Below are 19,488 nucleotides of genomic sequence, written 5' to 3' on the forward strand. Positions count from 1 at the left end.
AGTTATATTTCATGTTAAAAAAACATATCTTCCTAGTGGGCTTTATGGGTGTTGGAAAAACTACGAATGGTAAAAAGCTGGCCCAAGCGTTAAATAGAAAATTCATAGACTTAGATGAAACTTTCGTAGAGCAGGCAGGTATGTCCATTACTGACTATTTTAAGAAGCATGGAGAGGAAGCTTTTCGTGTCAAAGAAAGAGATATCCTACAAAATCTTTCGGCTCCCGAAGCTGCAGTGATAGCGACTGGAGGTGGAGCGCCTTGCTTCTTCGACAATATGGAATGGATGAATAAAAATGGCATCACGATCTATCTGCAAATCCCCACAGCCGCTTTGGCGAAACGATTAGCCGCAAGCAAAAGACATAAACGACCATTGATACAGGATTTGAGTGAAGAACAAATTTTTGAATTCATCAATGAGCGAATGCTCGTTCGGCATCCATATTATGCTCAAGCACATCATCATATCAATGTCATCGATCTCAATATTGATGAGCTTATAAAAAACTTGAACTTATAGAATAACTACATCTTCGATTACTACTCGGCCTACATATTCATTAAGTTTGCCTATAATCTGAGAACGCATCAGGATCAGCTCATTTTTTATAACAGCCGATTCTACTCTTACGAACAGCTTCTTGTCCCGTATAAATAATTGTCTCGTGCGATTGGCGATCGCAGTTCCCATTAAGTCGGGCCATGCAGCCAATATAGAAGTTTCATCAAATTTCCGCCGCAGTTTCAATGCGTCTAGGTATTGACTAATCGCTTCTTTCAATGTCTTATCATTTGTACGGCCCATTTGTAATTTGGATAAAATATTGATGTCAAAATATAGCAAAGCCTGCTCAACGATGGCTTTTTATTTGACCAAAAGATTAAGCCAACCTATTCTTTTTATTTCCGCTTGTCATTCGTATCAAAAACTATTATTGGCTCACGTATTGACGTCAAAGTTACAAATAGACTAGTCATTTTAAGCAAAAGTTTTCAACATTAACCGAAACGCTAACTGACATATTAGCTAGTTTGCATTATTGGCCTCCGTTATCGTATTTTTCCGTTGGAAACCTCAAAAATACGAACGTCAACATCAATTCCATGAAAGGTATTTCGAACACGTTCAGCACTGGTATCAGTAATAAAAATCTGCCCAAAATCATCGTGGGAAACCATTTCCATTAACTTTCTGGTACGCTTGTCATCTAATTTATCAAAAATATCGTCTAACAGTAACAAAGGCTTAAATCCTTTTCTTTCGCGCAAAAAGCTATATTGTGCCAGCTTCAATGCAATTAAAAACGACTTTTGCTGCCCCTGTGAACCGAACTTCTTCAATGGCATCCCATGAATAGTAAATAACAAATCATCCTTATGGATACCTGTCGTAGTTCGTTCCAAGGCACGGTCCTTTGATAACGTGTTGTTCAGCAAATCGACAAACCTGTTCTCAAACAACTGCGATTCGTAAACCAGCTCAACTGGTTCGGTATCATTGGTAAGGTATTGATAGTGTTTGTTAAAAATTTCTATGAAGGGATTAATAAAAAGTTTACGTTTCTCAAAAATCTGCTCACCTACCAAAACTAGTTGTTCATTATATACTGCTAATAAATCATCATCGTAGTTTTTGCTCAACGCTTGTTGCTTCAATAAGCTATTTCTACTTTGAAGATACTTATTATATAAGATCAAATCGTCCAGATATCGATTATCCGTTTGTGAGATGACATTATCTATAAACTTACGCCTCTCCTCGCTTCCTTCTGAAATAATAAAAGAATCATTAGGAGAAATCATTACCAAGGGATATACGCCTATATGATCGGCTAAGCGCTGGTAATCCTTTTTATTTTTCTTAAATTGTTTTTTTTGGTTTCGTTTTAAGCTACAAGCTAAAACGTCTTCCTGATCGCCCTTTTCAAACACACCCTGTACCATAAAAAAGTCAGCTTGTTGTTTGATTTGCTGCGAATCTATTGGGTTAAAGTAACTCTTACACAAGGAAAGGTAATGCAATGCATCTAAAATATTCGTTTTCCCTGCACCATTATCACCGGTGAAAGCATTTACGCCAGGTGCAAATGTCAACGACGCCTCTTCATAATTTTTAAAATTGATTACCGTTAATTCTTTAACCCACATAGGTACAAACATAGATAAATAAGCAGCAAGACACAAATTAGGTTGGAAGGCGAGGTTATAAGCTGGATGGGATACGGGCTTATACCTCTGCTAAAAATCTTTTACCTTAGGTTCTTGTATCTAAGGTTTAAAAATGTATTTTTGCAATCTTAAAAAACTGAACTCAAATTAACCAAAAAATAACGTGAGCGTTAATAATACAAAAAACGGCGGAACAGGAAGTTTTATCCGCGATAATCAAAAGAGTCTAGCATTTATTGCCATTGGAATTGTTGTTTTAATTTTACTTTATATCGGTTATCAACGTTTCTATCTGGCACCAAGGGCAGAAAGAGCTACCAATGAAATGTTTAAGGCAGAAGAGTACGCTATGGTAGATTCTTTACAGAATAGAGCGATTGACGGAGATGGTTCTTACCCTGGCTTTAAAGAAATTGCAGAAGAATATTCGAACACAAAATCGGCTAATGTGGCGAATGCGTACTTAGGTGGTTTGTATTTGCGTCAAGGTAAATACCAGGAAGCTGTCAATGCCTTATCAAAATATTCAGATACCGGAAGCCCAATTATAGACCCGCTGGTAACAGGTCTATTGGGTGACGCCTACACTGAATTAAAAGACTATAAAAAGGCGGCCGATCAATACAAAAAAGCGGCAAGTAAGAGCGACAACTCTTTTACGGCTCCTTTATTTCTAAAAAAATTGGGCTTGGTGTACGAAGCACAAAACGATTATAAATCGGCATTAGAGAATTACCAAAAAATTAAAAAAGACTACCCACAGAGCTATGAAGCTTCTATCATTGATGGTTATATTGCTCGATGTGAAGCCCGTTAATCTTGTGCGATTATACGACTGAGACTATTTAAATGGCAACGAACTTAAAAAATTTGTCTGACTTCTCCCATATTGAAGTGGGCTCTGCATCCGATTTGGAGATTGCTATTGTTGTTGCACAATGGAATGCACAAGTGACCTCTCCCCTTTTAGAAGGCGCATACAATCTGCTTTTGAAACAAGGCGCCGCTGATCATAAAATTCACATCTTGAACGTACCTGGGAGCTATGAATTAAGCGCCGGCGCCGATATTATTCTGCGTAAAAAGCAAATTGATGCAGTAATATGCATAGGCTGTGTTATCCAGGGTGATACTCCGCATTTTACTTTCATATGCGATGCCGTAGCAAATGGTATTACAAATGTATCCCTGAAACACAATAAACCGGTCATCTTCGGCGTACTCACTACCAACACATTGGAACAAGCGTTGGAACGAGCGGGAGGTAAACATGGCAATAAGGGCGAAGAGGCAGCGGTTACTGCCATTCAAATGGCCAACTTGAGCAAATCAATACAAGCTTAGCTATAAAATATTTGTAAATTACCTATATTTAGGCTATGTTTACGTGTTTTATATAATAAATGGATCATGAGAAATTTACTGATTTATATGTTAGTGCTCGCTTTAGGTATGCTTTTATCCCAGGGCTGCGCTCGTAAAACATGTCCGGCTTACAACTCCTATCCGAAGGCAAAAAGGCTACGATAAGCGGTAGTTTTTAATCTTAAATACCCTCGCTTGAAACAATTTAACGCATAACTTGTTCCCGAATAATGTGCCAAGTTTTTTCAGTTAGTTCACCTATGATTTATAGCGAACCTGGAAATTTAGCATATAAATTAACAAACAAAGGAAAATGTGTATTCTAAAGATTAAACATGCTTTTTTTTTAATGCTGTTTTTACTTTCCTTCTTTTCCGAAAAACAAACTTCTGCCCAAACCAAGGATCAAATAGTTGATCTAATATGGCAGGGGCTGGGTGGCAAACAAGGTTGGAATGAAGCTCGTTACTTTATGTTTAGCTGTAAATCGAACCTAAACAAAACACTCTCCCGGGAACATGCATATATATGGGATCGAAACACCGGCAACTGTCGTTTTGAGGGAACAAATGAGCAAGAGCAGAAAATTATTGCATTATTTAATACGGAAAATAATAAAGGCAGAGCCTTTGTAGATAATAAAACAATAAACAATAGTGATTCGGCGGCTCTTCTAATTTCTTCCATAATCAATGCCTTTAATACAGAAACATTTTGGTTATTTCCGCCCAGGAATCTGACAGAATCGTCCCTACTCACCGTAAAAGAAGCCGAGCTAATAGGAAGCGTTCGATACAACGTAATTGAAATTCGACAGTCACCTACAGATAGCGCAGAATTCCGTACAAAAATATACATCGATACCAATACGGGTCGGATCTTTCAATGGCAAACACTGGACGAGGGTGGCTATATTAAATACAATTTTGTGACATCTGATTTCAAAGATGTAGGAGGCGGACTCACCCTTGCTACTACCTTTACAGATACAAACGATGGCTTTTTTATAAAATTCCCCATTGTTTCCGCCCTTATTAACGTAGAATCTGATAAATTTTCAAAACCATAGCTGATACATATGAAGTGGATTGAACTGAACACACAAGATACGCTTGAAACGATAGCGGCATCAAACTCGTATGCCATTATTTTCAAACATAGTACGCGCTGTCCTGTGAGCAGTATGGCAAAAAGAACGTTCGAATTTGAGTCGTCCCTGATACCAGAAGAAACCCCAGTGTACTTGGTCGATTTGATTAAATATCGTGAGATATCTAATCAAATCGCTGATAAATGGAAAGTACGGCACGAATCTCCCCAGGTACTGTTAATTAAGGGCGATGATTGTGTATATAACGAATCGCACAATGAAATAGAAGTCGCCAAGATTGTTGTTAAGATGGCCAATTAAAAGTTAGGGTTTTCTTAATATCAGGATGTAAGCTTAAGTAAACCGGACAGGTTTCCGCTGCCTTTTGCAAAATGCTTTGGTCATGATCCGAATAGTTTACATTATCAGCGAAATTCAGTACAACTTGTATTTCTGCAATTTTTCGTGGGTTTGACTGCATAATCTTCGTGGTGGCTGCTTCTATTTTTCCAAGTGAGATCTCGTGAGCTTGCGCAGCAATGCCCATGATAGTTAGCATGCAGCTGGTAAGCGAAGCAGCCAAGAGATCGGTCGGCGAAAAAGCCTCTCCTTTACCTTGATTGTCAACCGGCGCATCGGTTATTATTTTCGATTGCGATTGCAGGTGTATTGCTTCGGTACGCAAATCGCCTAAATAGGTTGTTCGAACAGTAGTCATTGTAAATATAATTAGAATGTAATAAGCTATTGTCTGTGTGTGCAACTGTCCAAGTTGACACAAAATACGCCGCTAATTTAGAAAATTATTAATTACTTTTGTGTTATGATTGAACTACCCGTTATCCCTGCCAATCAATTGCAGCGCAAGCCAGATTGGTTACGTGTTAAGCTTCCTGTAGGTAAAGAATATAAACATGTAAGAGGTTTAGTAGACGAACATAAACTCCATACCATCTGCGAAAGTGGTAATTGTCCTAATATGGGTGAGTGTTGGGGTGCAGGTACAGCGACATTTATGATTCTCGGGAATATCTGTACCCGGTCGTGCTCGTTTTGTGCAGTAGCGACTGGCCGGCCAAAAGCGGTTGAATTAGATGAACCCATGCGTGTAGCCACCTCTGTTAAGCTCATGCAGGTAAAGCATTGCGTAATTACTTCGGTAGATCGAGATGATTTGAAAGATGGTGGATCGACTATTTGGGCCGAAACAGTAAATGCCATTCGAAGGGAAAGTCCCGGAACAACTCTAGAGACACTCATACCGGATTTTAAAGGCATTTGGGAGAATTTAGATCGGGTATTAGCGGTACGTCCTGAAGTCGTATCTCATAATTTAGAGACTGTTCGACGTCTCACAAGAGAAGTACGTATACAAGCCAAATATGACAGAAGCCTTGAATGTTTAAGAAGAATATCTGCTGCAGGCTTACGCACGAAGTCTGGTATAATGCTTGGTTTCGGTGAGACGGAAGCTGATGTGATTGAGGCGATGCAGGATTTATATGATGCCGGTGTGCATATTCTCACGTTGGGACAATATTTACAACCGACGAAAGCTCATCACCCCGTAATTGAATGGATTACGCCCGAGCAATTTAAACATTATCAGGATATTGGCTTAAAGATGGGCTTTAAATATGTAGAAAGTGGACCTTTGGTACGTTCTTCTTACCATGCAGAAAAGCATTTATTCGATATGCAATAATTGATTTATGTCTATATCGACGACGAAAAATCCTCAATAACATTGGGGATTTTTTTTATCAAACAGCTTGCGGGTATTACACCCATGCCCTCTGCAGCTAATAGGTCTCCTGCTTTTCCATGTATAAAAACACCTAATATTGCAGCATCTGCTGCTTTATAACCCTGCGCCAATAAGGCTACTAAAATGCCCGTCAATACATCGCCCATACCGCCACTCGCCATAGCGGGATTTCCCGTAAAGTTAACCCATATCTTGCCATCAGGCAGAGCCACAAAGGTATATCGATTTTTTAGTACAATGATTAGTTTCCTCCTTGAAGCTTCTGTTCTTGCTTTTATGACACGATCCCACCAGTGATCACTATGTCCAAAAAGGCGGTCAAATTCTTTCATATGAGGTGTAAGGATTGTTTCCGCTTTTAATAGCGTCAGCAAGTTTTTATTTGCTGCCACTACATTTAACGCATCTGCATCCAACACGAGGGGGGGGAGATCATCTGCTAACAATTCGCTTAAACATCCCCTTATTTCCTCTCCCGTTCCTAAACCCGGGCCTATGCCTAATGACTTATACTTCCCTGTTCCTAATTCTGATAGTTTTGATCGGTCAAGTGCCATTACCTCGGGCAATCGAGTATTCAGGGCGCTTAATCCGCTTGACGGGATACAAACAGTAGTCAGCCCCGCTCCTGTATATAAACAAGCTTCAGCAGACAGCAATGCAGCTCCCATTGTATGCTCATTGCCAGCCAATATGCAGGCATGTCCATAGGTACCCTTATGACTAAAATTCTCTCGCACCTTTAAGCGAGAACGGATATCGTCATTCATAATCGAACAAAATTCAGTATCCAAGGAGGCCATAAAACCTTGGTGCAAACCGATATCCACCACATGGAAGCGTTTCAAAAACTTTCCGCTTTCGGGAAATAAGAAACTTATCTTAGGTGCTTGAAAAGTAATCACATCCTGCGCGATAATAACATTTTCGAAAGTCTCCATATTGCCTTCTGCAGGCATTCCGGTTGGAATATCGACCGAAACTACCACCTTTGCCTCTTTATTAATGTATCTAACAAGGGAACGCCAAGGATCAATTAGTGGCTTATTCAATCCTGAACCGAAAAGTGCATCAATCACAACGTCAGCTGTTATCGAAGGGAGCTGCTCAGCGGGAAATAATTCTTGAACTTGAATAGAATAGGTCAATAATCGTTTATAGTTGACCTCAAAGTCATCAGTTTTTTTATTATTATACCTAACTATCCATACCACAATATTGGTATAACCTCTTTCGAAAAGTAAACGAGCTATGGCTAGACCGTCTCCACCATTATTTCCCGTGCCACAGCAAATTATTACAGATGGGCGGTCTGTATATAAACTAACAAACTTATTCACAAAAGCCTCGGCTGCTCGTTCCATTAAATCAATGGACGAAACTGGTTCATTTATTATCGTATAAGCATCCACCTCCCGAATTTGAGAAGCTGTCAATAAATTTTGCATAGCGTAAGTTAACCAAAAAAAGTGGCATATTAAACATAGATAAATCCCTTATTATAGGAAACGTAATACGTTATCTATTAATAAGGGACTCATCAATATCCGTCGCTATTGAGGCTTATTTAGAAGAAAACAAGCTGCACAGCTCAAACTGAAAAAAGCCTATTCATTATTAAACGACTTCTATGACACCTCTGAGTGTTTTTGCAGCGTCCACCATTGCTTCCAGCGCTGCTTTTGTTTCCGGCCAAGCTCTTGTTTTTAGTCCACAGTCCGGATTTACCCATAATTGTTTAGGATTTATTACAGCCGATGCTTTGTCCATTAGCGAGATCATCTCCTCCTTACTTGGAATTCTCGGGGAATGGATGTCATAAACTCCCGGACCGATGTCATTTGGATAGTTAAAGTTAGCAAAAGCGTCCAGTAATTCCATTTGTGAACGAGACGTTTCGATAGTAATAACATCAGCATCCATAGCAGCGATGTCTGAAATAATGTCATTAAATTCAGAGTAGCACATATGAGTATGGATCTGGGTATCATCCTCGACACCAGCAGCAGTTAATCTAAAAGCTTTTACTGCCCAGTTTAAATAATCTCGTTGGTCTTTTTGACGCAAGGGCAGTCCTTCCCGAATAGCTGGCTCATCTATCTGTATTATCTTAATACCTGCGTGCTCCAATGCCAGTACTTCATCTCTTATGGCTAGTGCGATTTGAAAAGCAGTTTGCCAGCGAGGTTGATCATCTCTTACAAATGACCATTGTAGAATGGTGACCGGCCCCGTTAACATCCCTTTTACAGGCAGTCGAGTAATTGACTGGGCATAAGACGTCCAATATACCGTCATGTCTTTTGGTCGGCTAACATCACCAAATAAAACGGGCGGTTTTACGCAACGTGATCCGTAACTTTGCACCCATCCGTTCTTTGTGAAGGCATAGCCCTGTAATTGCTCGCCAAAATATTCAACCATATCATTCCTTTCGAACTCCCCATGTACCAAGACATCCAAACCGACCTGCTCTTGCCAGGCAATCGCCTCTTTTGTTTCTGCTCTAATTAGATTTTCGTATTCATCAATGGTGATTTCTCCTTTTTTAAATTTCGCCCGCCAGCCCCTCACTTCTTTTGTCTGCGGAAATGAACCGATGGTAGTGGTTGGATATAAGGGCAGGTTTAACGTTTCGAGCTGCTTTGCTTTTCGCTCCGCAAAAACGCTACGCCTGTTTGTATCTTTATCTGAAATTGCATTAACACGGTCTTTTACCTCTTGATGATGAATTAAGGCAGAAGTCTTACGCCGATTTTGCGAAACTTTGTTATCCTTAAATCGCTGAAGAACAGCTGTATCTTCATACTCGCTTCGTAACAAGGCCAGATCTTTTACTTCTTCCAATTTTTGTTTAGCAAAAGCAAGCCAGTCCTTCACTTCCAGTGGTAATGTCTCTTCATTATCCTCATAAGCCAAGTCACATGGAACATGTAACAGCGAACATGAAGGGGCAATCCATATCCGCTCCTTACCGATTTTCCGGATTGCTTTGTCAATCAGTGTGAGAGAGCGTTCATAATCATTTTTCCAAATATTTCGACCATCCACGACTCCTAAAGACAAAATAAGCTCGTTCGGTATGTTATCCAGCACTGCTTCGAGTTGATTTGCTGCCCTGACAAGATCTAAATGTAACGCATTAATAGGAAGTGACAAAGCGACCTCTAAATTATCATTTACTCCCTCGAAATAGGTTGCAATTAAAAGTTTAGTATCCCCGGCACTTTTAGCTAAACGCTTATAGACCTGCTGATATAACTTGCGAGCTTTATCAGGTAAATCCAATGCCAAAAAAGGTTCATCGAATTGAATCCATTTCACCCCATACTTTCGCAATCTCCCAATCACCTCTTCATAAACAGGCAGTAATGCCTCGATTAAATCTAAGCGATCGAAACCCGCTTCCTTTTCTTTACCCAATAGAAGATAAGTTATTGGCCCGATCAATACCGGTTTGGTATCGACACCCAATTGTTTCGCCTCGTAATATTCGTTGATAATTTTTTCCGAAAAAAGACTGAACTGCTGATTCTTTGTAAATTCCGGCACTAGGTAATGGTAATTGGTGTCAAACCATTTAGTCATTTCCATTGCAGTGACATCGATACCCTCATGTTGGAAACCTCTTGCCATAGCAAAATAGAGATCTAGTTCATGTTCCGAACTCTTATTTGCTGCAAGTCCGTGATACCGCGCAGGGATAGCCCCTACCATCAGTGTTGTGTCCAATACTTGATCATAGAAAGAGAAATCATTCGAAGGGATAAGATCTATTCCTATTTCCTTTTGAATTTTCCAATTAGTAGCGCGGATTTTAAGTCCTGCATCCAATAGCTCTTTTCTCGTAATCTTACCGCTCCAAAAGGCCTCACTTGCCTTTTTTAATTCCCGTTGGGCACCAATGCGCGGGTACCCTAAATTGTTTGTAAACAACATAGTTAAATAATTTAATGAATAACACTTGTTCTTTTTCAAAAACCCGCGGCTTGTAAAGAAGGAAGTTTAAGGCATAGTACGACAGGCTCCGATAAAGGAGTAGTATACTAAATGGGCCTCAACACAGCTTCTTCTCGCGAAAGCCTGTTGAAAATTCAATGGCAAGTCTCCTGGCTTGCATTCGTCCGTTTTACGTCTTCCCATTCTGGATTTTCCTGAACAGTGACTGTGGTATGTAAAACCTATCCCAAGAGGGAGAATGCTTACAGTTGCGCGACAGCCCATGATTTGCACATGGTTCCTTATTAATTCCCGTTAAGGGAAACCATTAAACGCTCAATCTGAGTATTACTTGATTAACAAGTCTCCAAACCTAAGATATTTTTAGTAACTTTGCAATTTGTTTACAAAGTATTCGACATAATAGGTAGACTACTACAATAATAAAATTTCCGCCAAACAGATAGTACAGGGTTGGCAATGGCGCCCAACTCATATATTGTTAACTAAATTAAGGATCAAAATGTCTATAGTTAGGGAAAGTGACTTACCTGGTATAGGTAAGAAATACCAAATTGAAACCGGAGCCGGTGATAACATGGTAGTGGTTATCCACGATGATGGTAATCGCGAGTTGTATCGTTTAGATGAGGAAGAGAATGAATCTAAATGTGTAATGACACTAAATGATGAGGAGTCTCGTCAAGTAGCAGGTATTATAGGTGGTTTATCTTACAAACCCAAGGCTCTTGAGACGATGGAGTTAGCAGTTAATGATCTTGTTATTGAATGGTATAAAATCGAAGAAAAGGCAGTCATTAATCAACAAACTATCGGACAATTAGGCGTTAGGCAAAAAACCGGGGCTTCTATTATTGCAGCGATTAAAAATGAAGACAGCGTAATAAACCCAGGTCCTGACTATTTAATAACACCCGGTACTACGTTAGTGGTTGCTGGAAAGCGGAGTAATATAAAAGCGTTAAAAGAATTATTAAAAAGCTATCAAGTTGTATAGTTAACCTTATAGGAAAACCCATGTGAAAGTATGCATACAGAAACCCTGATCTTAGAAATTGGAATAGCCGTTGGACTTGTTGCTTTAGTAGGTCTATTAGCCAATAAACTGCGTTTTTCAGTTATACCTTTCTTTATTTTGATTGGCATGGCCTTGGGAGAACACGCACCAACAATCGGTTTAATCGATTTGCAATTCACTGAAAGCAAACCCTTTATCGATTTCATGGGCAGATTAGGTGTTTTGTTTTTACTTTTCTATCTAGGTCTTGAGTTTTCAGTTGGACGGCTCATAAAATCGGGAAAAGCAATTGTATCCGGCGGATCAATCTATGTGTTTCTAAATTTTGTTTCCGGTTTATTAGTGGGGTGGATGATGAATTTACCTTTTGCGGAAATGATGATTCTATGCGGCATCATGACCAGCTCGTCCACAGCAATTGTTGCAAAAGTGTTGACAGACTTAAAGCGAACCGCAAACCCGGAAACGGAGGTTATTATGGGTATGATCATGTTTGACGACTTGTTTATAGCCATGCATATCTCTTTTCTTTCCGGTTTGGTTCTAACCGGTGGTGGCTCATTTTGGACCGTAGCCAGCACCTCCTTACTAGCACTTGCCTTCATTCTGCTTTTTTTGGTTCTCGGAAGGAAGGTGATCCCTTATATCGATAAGGTACTAAATGTTAAATCGGGCGAACTATTTATACTGATAATTTTCTCACTTCTATTCTTAGTTGCTGGCTTTTCGGAAACAATTCACGTTGCTGAAGCGATTGGGGCGCTGATGGCAGGCCTCGTTCTTGCTGATTCTCAATATATTAAACGAATAGAACAAATCGTATTGCCATATAAAGACTATTTTGGTGCGATGTTCTTCTTTAGCTTCGGTTTATCCATTGATCCTTTTTCCCTTGGAGGCGCCGTCATGTGGGGAGCTATAGCTGCATTGATAACTATCTTCGGAAATCTCGCCTCTGGTTATTTTGCTTCACATTTTGCTGGGTTGAAAAAGAAAACTTCTTTTGATATTGGCTTTACCTTATCTGCTAGAGGAGAGTTTTCCATTATCATGGCTAACATAGGCAAAGCGGGAGGGCTTAATCCGATTATCCAGTCTTTTGTGGTCGTATACGTGCTAATTCTAGCTATCGTTGCTCCAATATTAACCAAAGAATCCAGAAATATCTGGCATGGAATATTTGGAGGAGGATTATATGCGAAGGATAAGCAACCAGCGAAAACGCTTGAGGCATTAGAAGCGAAGAGTGCGGAGCAAGTACAGGTAGAAGATAAATAACCTACAAATATTATTATTATTTTCTCCAAGCAATCTCTTTGATGGAACTATGATGTTGAATTTTGTCTATGGCAGCCAAGATCTCTTTGTCTTTCTGCCCCTGAAACCCAATTTCAATAGTGATCTCATTATTAGCCTTATCAAAAAACAAATTGGCCAGCTTTAATTGCTCCGTATCTAACCATTCGTCAACGAATCTCATCGGATTGGTATCGTTGGTAAGCGTTAAACGTAGGATACGAGGTGCATAACGTTGTACAAGTCGCTTTTCTAGCGGTTGCAAAACCCACAATATAATAAGAACAAAGATTGTTGCAATTAGCGCGGCAAAATACATGCCACCACCGCAGGCCAAACCAATTCCGGCAACGGTCTATAATCCTGAGGCTGTCGTAAGCCCCTTCACAATGCCCTGTTTTAGAAACATAATGGTGCCTGCACCTAAGAAACCTATACCGCTCACTACCTGAGCCGCGACACGAGAAGGATCTAAAGTTACATGCCCTGTTTTGAGAATATCCGAAAAACCGAAAGACGACACCATCATCATCAAAGAAGCGCCAAGACAGACCATCATATGGGTGCGCATACCCGCAGCCCAATTCTTACGCTCGCGCTCTAATCCCACAGCAGCGCCAAATGCAGCTGCCAGCACAAGACGTATAACGGTTTCCTGATAGGATAACATAAAACATTTTTACATAAATCCCAACTCCAATCGAGCTTCCTCACTCATCATACTTTTATCCCATTTAGGCTCGAACGTAAGCTCCACAAGAGCATTCTTTACTCCCTCCACCTTCGCTACCTTTCGTTGCACTTCATCCAACAACTCACCTGCAACCGGACAGGCTGGTGCTGTAAGCGTCATAACTATTTTAGCCGTCCCATCCTCTTTGGTAATAATCTCGTAGACAAGTCCTAGCTCACATATATTAACAGGAATCTCAGGATCGAAAACTGTTTCTAACTCTGACTTGATTTTATCCGCTATTCCAAGTTTATCTAAAACTATCATGTTATATCGAATTATTTAGCAATACTCTCTTTGACGCTTTCCAGAAGCTCTGTTTTAAGAAAACGAGCCGTCTCACTCTTCTTATTTTTCACCATCTCCTCAGGCGTTCCGCTAAAAAGAATTTTTCCCCCACCCGCTCCACCTTCAGGGCCTAAATCTATAATCCAGTCCGAAACCTTAATAACGTCTAAATTATGCTCTATAACCAGAACGGTATTACCCCGATCTACTAATCGATTTAAAACACCCAACAGAACGTTAACGTCTTCGAAGTGTAGTCCTGTTGTGGGTTCATCAAGTATATAGAATGTATTCCCGGTATCTTTCTTTGATAATTCAGTTGCTAATTTTACCCGTTGTGCCTCACCTCCGGATAAAGTTACGGAAGATTGTCCTAAAGTGAGATATCCCAGGCCAACATCTTGCAATGTTTTGATTTTCCGATAAATTGCAGGAATTGACTCAAAAAACGGAACAGCTTCGTCAATACTCATATCTAGCACATCGCTGATAGATTTTCCTTTATATCTTACTTCGAGCGTTTCCCTATTATAACGTTTTCCATTACATCCTTCACATGGTACTTGTACATCCGGCAAAAAATTCATTTCAATCACCTTCATTCCGGCTCCCTGACAAACTTCGCAACGTCCACCTTTAACATTGAATGAAAATCTACCTGGCTTATATCCACGAATTTTAGCTTCAGGAAGCTGAACAAATAGACTTCGAATGTCTGAAAATACGCCAGTATACGTTGATGGATTTGACCGAGGTGTCCGGCCTATTGGAGTCTGATCTATTTCGATTACTTTATCAATATGCTCTAAGCCCTCAATCTTCGCATAAGGCATCGGAGTCTTTTTTGCCCTAAAAAAATGGTGGTTAAGAATTGGATAAAGAGTTTCCGTAATTAAAGTTGATTTACCACTTCCTGACACACCAGTAACCGAAATCAACGTTCCCAATGGAAAATCTACTGAAACATTTTTTAAATTGTTGCCCGTAGCCCCTCTTAAGCGTAAATGAAAGCCATTGCCTGTTCTTCTATTTTTCGGTACACGGATTTGCTTTGTGCCATTTAAATATGCGGCGGTTAACGTATCAGCTTCTTTAATCTGCGTAGGCTTCCCTTGTGCAACGACCACCCCGCCATTGAGGCCGGCCGCGGGGCCCATATCGATAACATAATCAGCTTCTAATATCATATCCTTATCGTGCTCCACAACAAGCACTGAATTACCGATGTCGCGAAGATCTTTTAATGCATTAATTAGACGCGCATTATCTCGTTGGTGCAAACCAATGCTCGGCTCGTCCAGAATATATAGTACATTAACTAACTGTGATCCTATTTGAGTAGCCAAACGTATCCTCTGTGCCTCCCCACCAGATAGCGTTTTTGCAGTACGATCCAACGTAAGATAACCTAAACCAACGTTTAACAGAAAATTCAAACGATTAATGATTTCTTTTAAAATTTCCTCGGCTATCACGATCTGACGTTCATTTAGTTTCTCTTTTAAAGAAGAAAACCAAGAGCTAAGCGCTACAACATCCATATTTGCCAGTTCGGATATGTTCTTATTAGCAAGCTTGAAATGAAGAGATTCTTTTTTTAGTCGTGCACCACTGCAAGCTGGACATTTCTTCATCACCCTGAAAAGTTCAATGTCTTCCGTTTTCCGTTCAGATTGTTCTTCCAGTAGTTTAAATATTCCGTCAAAGGTTATCTTGTATTCTTTAACATTCCACTTGTTATAGGCAACGGGCACTGTTATTAAATCAGGCGAACCATTTAACAATATGTCCAACTGTTCTTCTGTAAGCTTATTTAGAGGCTCAGACAATGAAAACTCATATTTCTTGGCAACAGCCTTTAACTGCTGAAAGGTCCAATTGTCTTTATACTCTCCCAGCGGAGCTATTCCTCCTTTAAGAATGCTTAATTTTGGGTTAGGTATAACGGACTCCTTGTCGATTTCAAACACATAACCTAGACCGTCGCATTGGTCACAGGCACCATACGGCGAATTAAAAGAAAAAGTGTTGGGCTGTGGCTCATCATAAGAAATGCCACTTTCCGGATCCATTAAGTAACGACTAAAGAAATATTCATTATTATCTTGGTCACTCAGCTTTATGATTCCTTTGGCTGCTTTCATAGCCTGTTGAATAGATGCTTGAAGCCGCTTTCTCTCTTGCTCACTAATCGTCAACCGATCGATAACCATTTCGATATCATGAATCTTGTATCGATCAACCTGCATTTTAGGTACTAAATCCATCATCTCACCGTCAACTCTCACTTTAACAAAGCCTTGTTTGCGAATCTGCTCAAACAGTTCTCTATAATGCCCTTTTCGGCCTTTTACTAAAGGGGCCAAAATATTCACGGCTTGCCCATCAAATTGTGTTAATATTCTTGTAATAATCTGATCTTCGGACATCCGTTCCATTTTACGGCCCGTAACATATGAATATGCTTCGCCAATACGGGCATACAGTAATCGCATAAAATCATATATTTCAGTAATAGTGCCAACTGTAGACCGCGGATTTTTACTGGTTGTTTTCTGCTCGATTGCAATTACAGGACTTAGACCAGCAATTTTGTCTACATCAGGGCGTTCCATGCCCCCCATAAATTGCCTACTGTAAGCACTAAAAGTCTCCATATAACGCCGCTGTCCCTCGGCGTAAATTGTATCAAATGCAAGTGACGATTTACCACTTCCGCTTAAACCTGTTATTACTACCAGCTCGTTCCGTGGTATCACAACGTCTATATTCTTTAGATTGTGAACACGCGCGCCAAAAACTTCAAGTTCACTTTGCTCTCCTAAATCAGGTGTATTCCGATTACTCATGTATAAAAAAGGATATAAATTGTGAATCTGTCAAGGGATAATCGCTGATGCTTTTATTTAGTATTTTTAACCTCTCCTCAACAGCCAAAGCATAGTACAAACTTAGGTAAATTACTTCGATATACAATCAAAGCTACGTCAATACTAATCATTTTTGCTAAAAAAATTAACAAAAAAAGTCACAGCATAAGCTGCGACTTTTTTTATATCAGCGTAATAAGCTACAGCCGATCGGAATGTCCCTCGCTTTCATGGTTGGCATCAAGCGCAAGTTTTGAGTTTGGGCTGCTGACACCCTTATATCCGTAGCTTGTTGGGTTTTCAATAACCTCTTTCGTAGAAATTAGTTTATAAACGTAATTAGCTGTCTCTTTATTCAGCTTCAGTTTATAGTAATCTTCCTCGTTCTGTCGACGGATAGTCTTTCTAAGGCTCCCTCCTCCTACATTATAAGCCGCAGCTACGAGTGTCCAGTTTCCAAAATCTTTATATAAGACTTTCAAATACTTGCATGCTGCCTCAGTAGACTTTTCTACGTCAAGGCGCTCATCGAAGGACGGTCCAACTTTTAATCCGAAAGCCTTCGCGGTAGCTGGCATAAATTGCCATAGACCTGCCGCTCCTTTGTGTGAGGTGCCTTCGATCAACCCACTTTCGACAAGTGGCAAATACTTGAAGTCTTCTGGGATTCCGTATGCGCGAAGAATAGGTTCAATTTTTGGGAACCATGCTTTCGCATTCTTGTGAAGTTTGTGAGTCTTAAGTCGCTCAAAGGAGTGTGCTTTTAAAGAACGCTTAATCTTTCGTTCAACATTTTCATCTCCTACTGGAAGATATTCATCTGCAAAATTTAAGCTCGCAAATAAAGATCTCTTACTTTTTGACCCACTTTTTGTACTTGCTGGTATGGCGTTATAAGTTCGATGCTCAACTACAGGCCGGCTGTAAATAAACATTTTTGAAAGAACTAAAACAACTAAAACCACCACGCTTGTACATAGGTGTTTTTTTATCATTTTTTACCTTTCTGTTTTGGTTATGCAAAAAAGCGCAGCAAATATAAAAATTATTTCCTTACAATACAAACACTTACAAAACACACCTTGATTATGTGAAATTTTATACGTATAATATAAGTCTAATATTTTGGTAAAATTCACATTCAAAGTACTTTAATACTCATTATTTTGAGTACCTTTGCGAGATAATTTTACGGATAAAATAATTATGCCATTCAGCAACAAAAGGAACAGTCGAGATGACAAATCCGCTTATTCAAGACGTTCTTCTTCAAGGAACGACACCAGGAACAGTCGAGATGACAAGTCCCCCTATGTAAAACGTTCTTCTTCGAGGGATGAAGACAGGAATCAACGAAGCGATAAACCTTATTCTACGCGTTCGTTCTCACAAAGCGATAACAACAAAGAATTTAGAGACAAAGAGGAAAAATCGGCCTTTTCAAAAAAATCGAATTACGGAAGTCAAAAACACAAAAGGGACGACCGATCTTCCAGTACAAATCAAACGAACAAAACAGATAGATATAATAAACAAGAAAGGTCCTATTCGGGAACTAGAAGAAACACAAGAGACGAACGGCCTTACTCGTCGGACAGGAAAAATCAAAATACGAGGTTTAAGTCTGACAACAATTTTGCTGAGGGATCAAGGTATCGTTCCGATGAAAAAATGGGTAACCGATCTTATGGCAACACAAAGCGTGATAAATTTAAATCCAACGAACAGCGCTTTTCAAAAGAAAGAGAAGAAAATGGTTTAATCAGGCTTAACCGCTATATTGCGAATTCAGGTGTTTGTTCACGCCGAAAGGCGGACGAACTCATACAGGCAGGAGTTGTGACAGTGAACGGTGTGGTTGTTACGGAATTAGGCACAAAGGTCGATGCTGCGAAAGATGAAATAAGATATAATGGTGAGAAGTTGAAAAGGGAAAAAATGGTGTATGTGCTTCTGAACAAGCCTAAAGACTATATTACCACAACTGATGATCCACAAGAAAGAAAAACGGTGATGCATTTGGTTGAAAAGGCCTCAAGAGAGCGGATTTATCCTGTAGGTCGATTAGACAGAAATACGACAGGCCTTCTGCTTTTGACAAACGATGGTAATCTGGCAGAGAAGCTCTCTCATCCGAGAAACAACATCATGAAAATATATCATGTGGAGCTAAATAAGAGCTTAACCCAGGGAGATTTCAACAAAATAGGCTATGGGGTTGAACTAGAAGATGGCTTCATTAAACCCGATGAAGTAAGTTATATTCAAGGAGCAAGTAAACGGGAAATTGGGATACAGATTCATAGTGGTAGAAATAGAATCGTGCGGCGCATATTTGAATCTTTAGGCTATGATGTTATAAAACTAGATCGTGTAATATATGCGAACCTAACTAAAAAAGATTTACCAAGAGGCCGTTGGAGGTATCTAGAAGAAAAAGAAATTATCCAGCTAAAGCATTTTATTAAATAATTCAATTTTGCGCATAAAAAGAAAGGGCGCTTATCATACTAATAAGCGCCTTTTTATATTTAAAAAAATCTCATTCCTTCCCGTTACGATTTCTTTAGTTAACACTGATTCCTTTTTTACAAGGAAATTCCTTAGAAAAGCAATTATTACAGCATTGGCATCAATTCCGTGCCGATCCTTTTTTCCTTTATAATCAACTGGGAAAGGATTTTCAGGTTAATAAATTCAAGTCCTGCCACATGGGAAGTTTCTCCGCAGCCGACGGTAACTTTGACGGCTTACGATAAGCTGCTCCGACATGATTACAAACCGATGGACATCAAAACAGGAAAGGCCGCCGTGCAATGCACGGCGGCCTTCTGTAAAGATCGGCACCGACCTACTCTCCCACATGTTACTGCAGTACCATCGGCTCTGGCGGGCTTAACTTCTCTGTTCGGGATGGGAAGAGGTGG

19 protein-coding genes, 1 rRNA gene and 1 riboswitch are annotated in these 19,488 nt (G+C 39.8%); of the genes, 9 read left to right on the forward strand and 11 right to left on the reverse strand.

The window, feature by feature from the left end; translation table 11 throughout:
• Window positions 1–11: 11 nt before the first annotated feature.
• Complete coding sequence (locus E0E36_RS27460) at window positions 12–524, forward strand: shikimate kinase (RefSeq protein WP_130858582.1); 513 nt, start codon at window positions 12–14, stop codon at window positions 522–524.
• On the opposite strand, the gene E0E36_RS27465 is transcribed toward E0E36_RS27460, so the two are convergent.
• Together E0E36_RS27465 and recF are read right to left on the reverse strand one after the other, a co-directional pair.
• On the reverse strand, window positions 519–809 hold the full coding sequence (locus E0E36_RS27465) for a DciA family protein (RefSeq protein ID WP_013668441.1): 291 nt from the start codon (window positions 807–809) through the stop codon (window positions 519–521). The genes E0E36_RS27460 and E0E36_RS27465 overlap by 6 nt on opposite strands.
• A gap of 245 nt (window positions 810–1,054) precedes the next feature.
• A complete protein-coding gene (gene recF / locus E0E36_RS27470) occupies window positions 1,055–2,152 on the reverse strand; it encodes a DNA replication/repair protein RecF (RefSeq protein WP_130858583.1) in 1,098 nt (365 codons plus the stop codon).
• A 184-nt stretch (window positions 2,153–2,336) separates the two neighbouring features.
• Between recF and E0E36_RS27475 the strand changes: the two genes are divergently transcribed.
• The 4 genes from E0E36_RS27475 to ytxJ all read left to right on the forward strand — a co-directional run bounded on the left by E0E36_RS27475 (window position 2,337) and on the right by ytxJ (window position 4,949).
• The gene (locus E0E36_RS27475) at window positions 2,337–2,990 is read left to right on the forward strand and encodes a tetratricopeptide repeat protein (RefSeq protein ID WP_013668443.1); all 654 of its coding nucleotides are present in this window, start codon (window positions 2,337–2,339) and stop codon (window positions 2,988–2,990) included.
• A 32-nt stretch (window positions 2,991–3,022) separates the two neighbouring features.
• The gene (gene ribH, locus E0E36_RS27480; RefSeq protein ID WP_013668444.1) at window positions 3,023–3,517 is read left to right on the forward strand and encodes a 6,7-dimethyl-8-ribityllumazine synthase; all 495 of its coding nucleotides are present in this window, start codon (window positions 3,023–3,025) and stop codon (window positions 3,515–3,517) included.
• 370 nt (window positions 3,518–3,887) lie between these two features.
• Entirely contained in the window at window positions 3,888–4,607 is a 720-nt protein-coding gene (locus E0E36_RS27485; RefSeq protein WP_130858584.1) for a hypothetical protein, read from the forward strand.
• A gap of 9 nt (window positions 4,608–4,616) precedes the next feature.
• Window positions 4,617–4,949 carry a bacillithiol system redox-active protein YtxJ gene (ytxJ, locus tag E0E36_RS27490; RefSeq protein WP_013668446.1) on the forward strand — a complete coding sequence of 111 codons (333 nt, stop codon included), beginning with the start codon at window positions 4,617–4,619 and terminating at the stop codon, window positions 4,947–4,949.
• Here the strand turns inward: ytxJ and E0E36_RS27495 are convergent.
• On the reverse strand, window positions 4,933–5,346 hold the full coding sequence (locus tag E0E36_RS27495; RefSeq protein WP_130858585.1) for an OsmC family protein: 414 nt from the start codon (window positions 5,344–5,346) through the stop codon (window positions 4,933–4,935). The two genes, ytxJ and E0E36_RS27495, sit on opposite strands and share 17 nt — an antisense overlap.
• 105 nt (window positions 5,347–5,451) lie before the next feature.
• Here E0E36_RS27495 and lipA point away from each other — a divergent pair, with 105 nt between their 5' ends.
• Window positions 5,452–6,333, forward strand: coding sequence for a lipoyl synthase (gene lipA, locus E0E36_RS27500; RefSeq protein ID WP_130858586.1), 882 nt, complete (start codon window positions 5,452–5,454; stop codon window positions 6,331–6,333).
• A gap of 11 nt (window positions 6,334–6,344) precedes the next feature.
• Here the strand turns inward: lipA and E0E36_RS27505 are convergent, their stop codons facing one another.
• Window positions 6,345–7,844 (reverse strand): NAD(P)H-hydrate dehydratase, encoded by a 1,500-nt coding sequence (locus tag E0E36_RS27505; RefSeq protein WP_130858587.1) that lies wholly within the window; start codon window positions 7,842–7,844, stop codon window positions 6,345–6,347.
• 169 nt (window positions 7,845–8,013) lie between these two features.
• A complete protein-coding gene (metE, locus tag E0E36_RS27510) occupies window positions 8,014–10,335 on the reverse strand; it encodes a 5-methyltetrahydropteroyltriglutamate--homocysteine S-methyltransferase (RefSeq protein ID WP_130858588.1) in 2,322 nt (773 codons plus the stop codon).
• 143 nt (window positions 10,336–10,478) lie between these two features.
• Window positions 10,479–10,680, reverse strand: a riboswitch (cobalamin riboswitch).
• Between the two features lie 178 nt (window positions 10,681–10,858).
• Here metE and E0E36_RS27515 point away from each other — a divergent pair.
• Both E0E36_RS27515 and E0E36_RS27520 read left to right on the forward strand, forming a co-directional pair.
• Window positions 10,859–11,353, forward strand: a complete 495-nt coding sequence (locus E0E36_RS27515; protein WP_013668451.1) for a cation:proton antiporter regulatory subunit — start codon at window positions 10,859–10,861, stop codon at window positions 11,351–11,353.
• A 30-nt stretch (window positions 11,354–11,383) separates the two neighbouring features.
• Window positions 11,384–12,652 carry a cation:proton antiporter gene (locus E0E36_RS27520; protein WP_130858589.1) on the forward strand — a complete coding sequence of 423 codons (1,269 nt, stop codon included), beginning with the start codon at window positions 11,384–11,386 and terminating at the stop codon, window positions 12,650–12,652.
• Window positions 12,653–12,668: 16 nt separating this feature from the next.
• On the opposite strand, the gene E0E36_RS28135 is transcribed toward E0E36_RS27520, so the two are convergent.
• The 5 genes from E0E36_RS28135 to E0E36_RS27540 all read right to left on the reverse strand — a co-directional run bounded on the left by E0E36_RS28135 (window position 12,669) and on the right by E0E36_RS27540 (window position 17,556).
• A complete protein-coding gene (locus E0E36_RS28135) occupies window positions 12,669–12,935 on the reverse strand; it encodes a hypothetical protein (protein WP_242627413.1) in 267 nt (88 codons plus the stop codon).
• Window positions 12,936–13,025: 90 nt separating this feature from the next.
• Window positions 13,026–13,340, reverse strand: a complete 315-nt coding sequence (locus E0E36_RS28140; RefSeq protein ID WP_242627414.1) for an MgtC/SapB family protein — start codon at window positions 13,338–13,340, stop codon at window positions 13,026–13,028.
• Window positions 13,341–13,349: 9 nt separating this feature from the next.
• Entirely contained in the window at window positions 13,350–13,670 is a 321-nt protein-coding gene (locus E0E36_RS27530) for an iron-sulfur cluster assembly protein (protein ID WP_013668454.1), read from the reverse strand.
• Between the two features lie 11 nt (window positions 13,671–13,681).
• On the reverse strand, window positions 13,682–16,540 hold the full coding sequence (gene uvrA, locus E0E36_RS27535) for an excinuclease ABC subunit UvrA (RefSeq protein WP_130858590.1): 2,859 nt from the start codon (window positions 16,538–16,540) through the stop codon (window positions 13,682–13,684).
• Window positions 16,541–16,761: 221 nt separating this feature from the next.
• A complete protein-coding gene (locus E0E36_RS27540) occupies window positions 16,762–17,556 on the reverse strand; it encodes a lytic transglycosylase domain-containing protein (RefSeq protein ID WP_013668456.1) in 795 nt (264 codons plus the stop codon).
• Between the two features lie 211 nt (window positions 17,557–17,767).
• Between E0E36_RS27540 and E0E36_RS27545 the strand changes: the two genes are divergently transcribed.
• On the forward strand, window positions 17,768–19,033 hold the full coding sequence (locus E0E36_RS27545) for a pseudouridine synthase (protein WP_130858591.1): 1,266 nt from the start codon (window positions 17,768–17,770) through the stop codon (window positions 19,031–19,033).
• A 366-nt stretch (window positions 19,034–19,399) separates the two neighbouring features.
• Here E0E36_RS27545 and rrf read toward each other — a convergent pair.
• Window positions 19,400–19,488, reverse strand: a 5S ribosomal RNA gene (gene rrf / locus E0E36_RS27550); the annotation flags it as partial.

The organism is Olivibacter jilunii (assembly GCF_900607235.1).
GTDB lineage: Bacteria > Bacteroidota > Bacteroidia > Sphingobacteriales > Sphingobacteriaceae > Olivibacter > Olivibacter oleidegradans.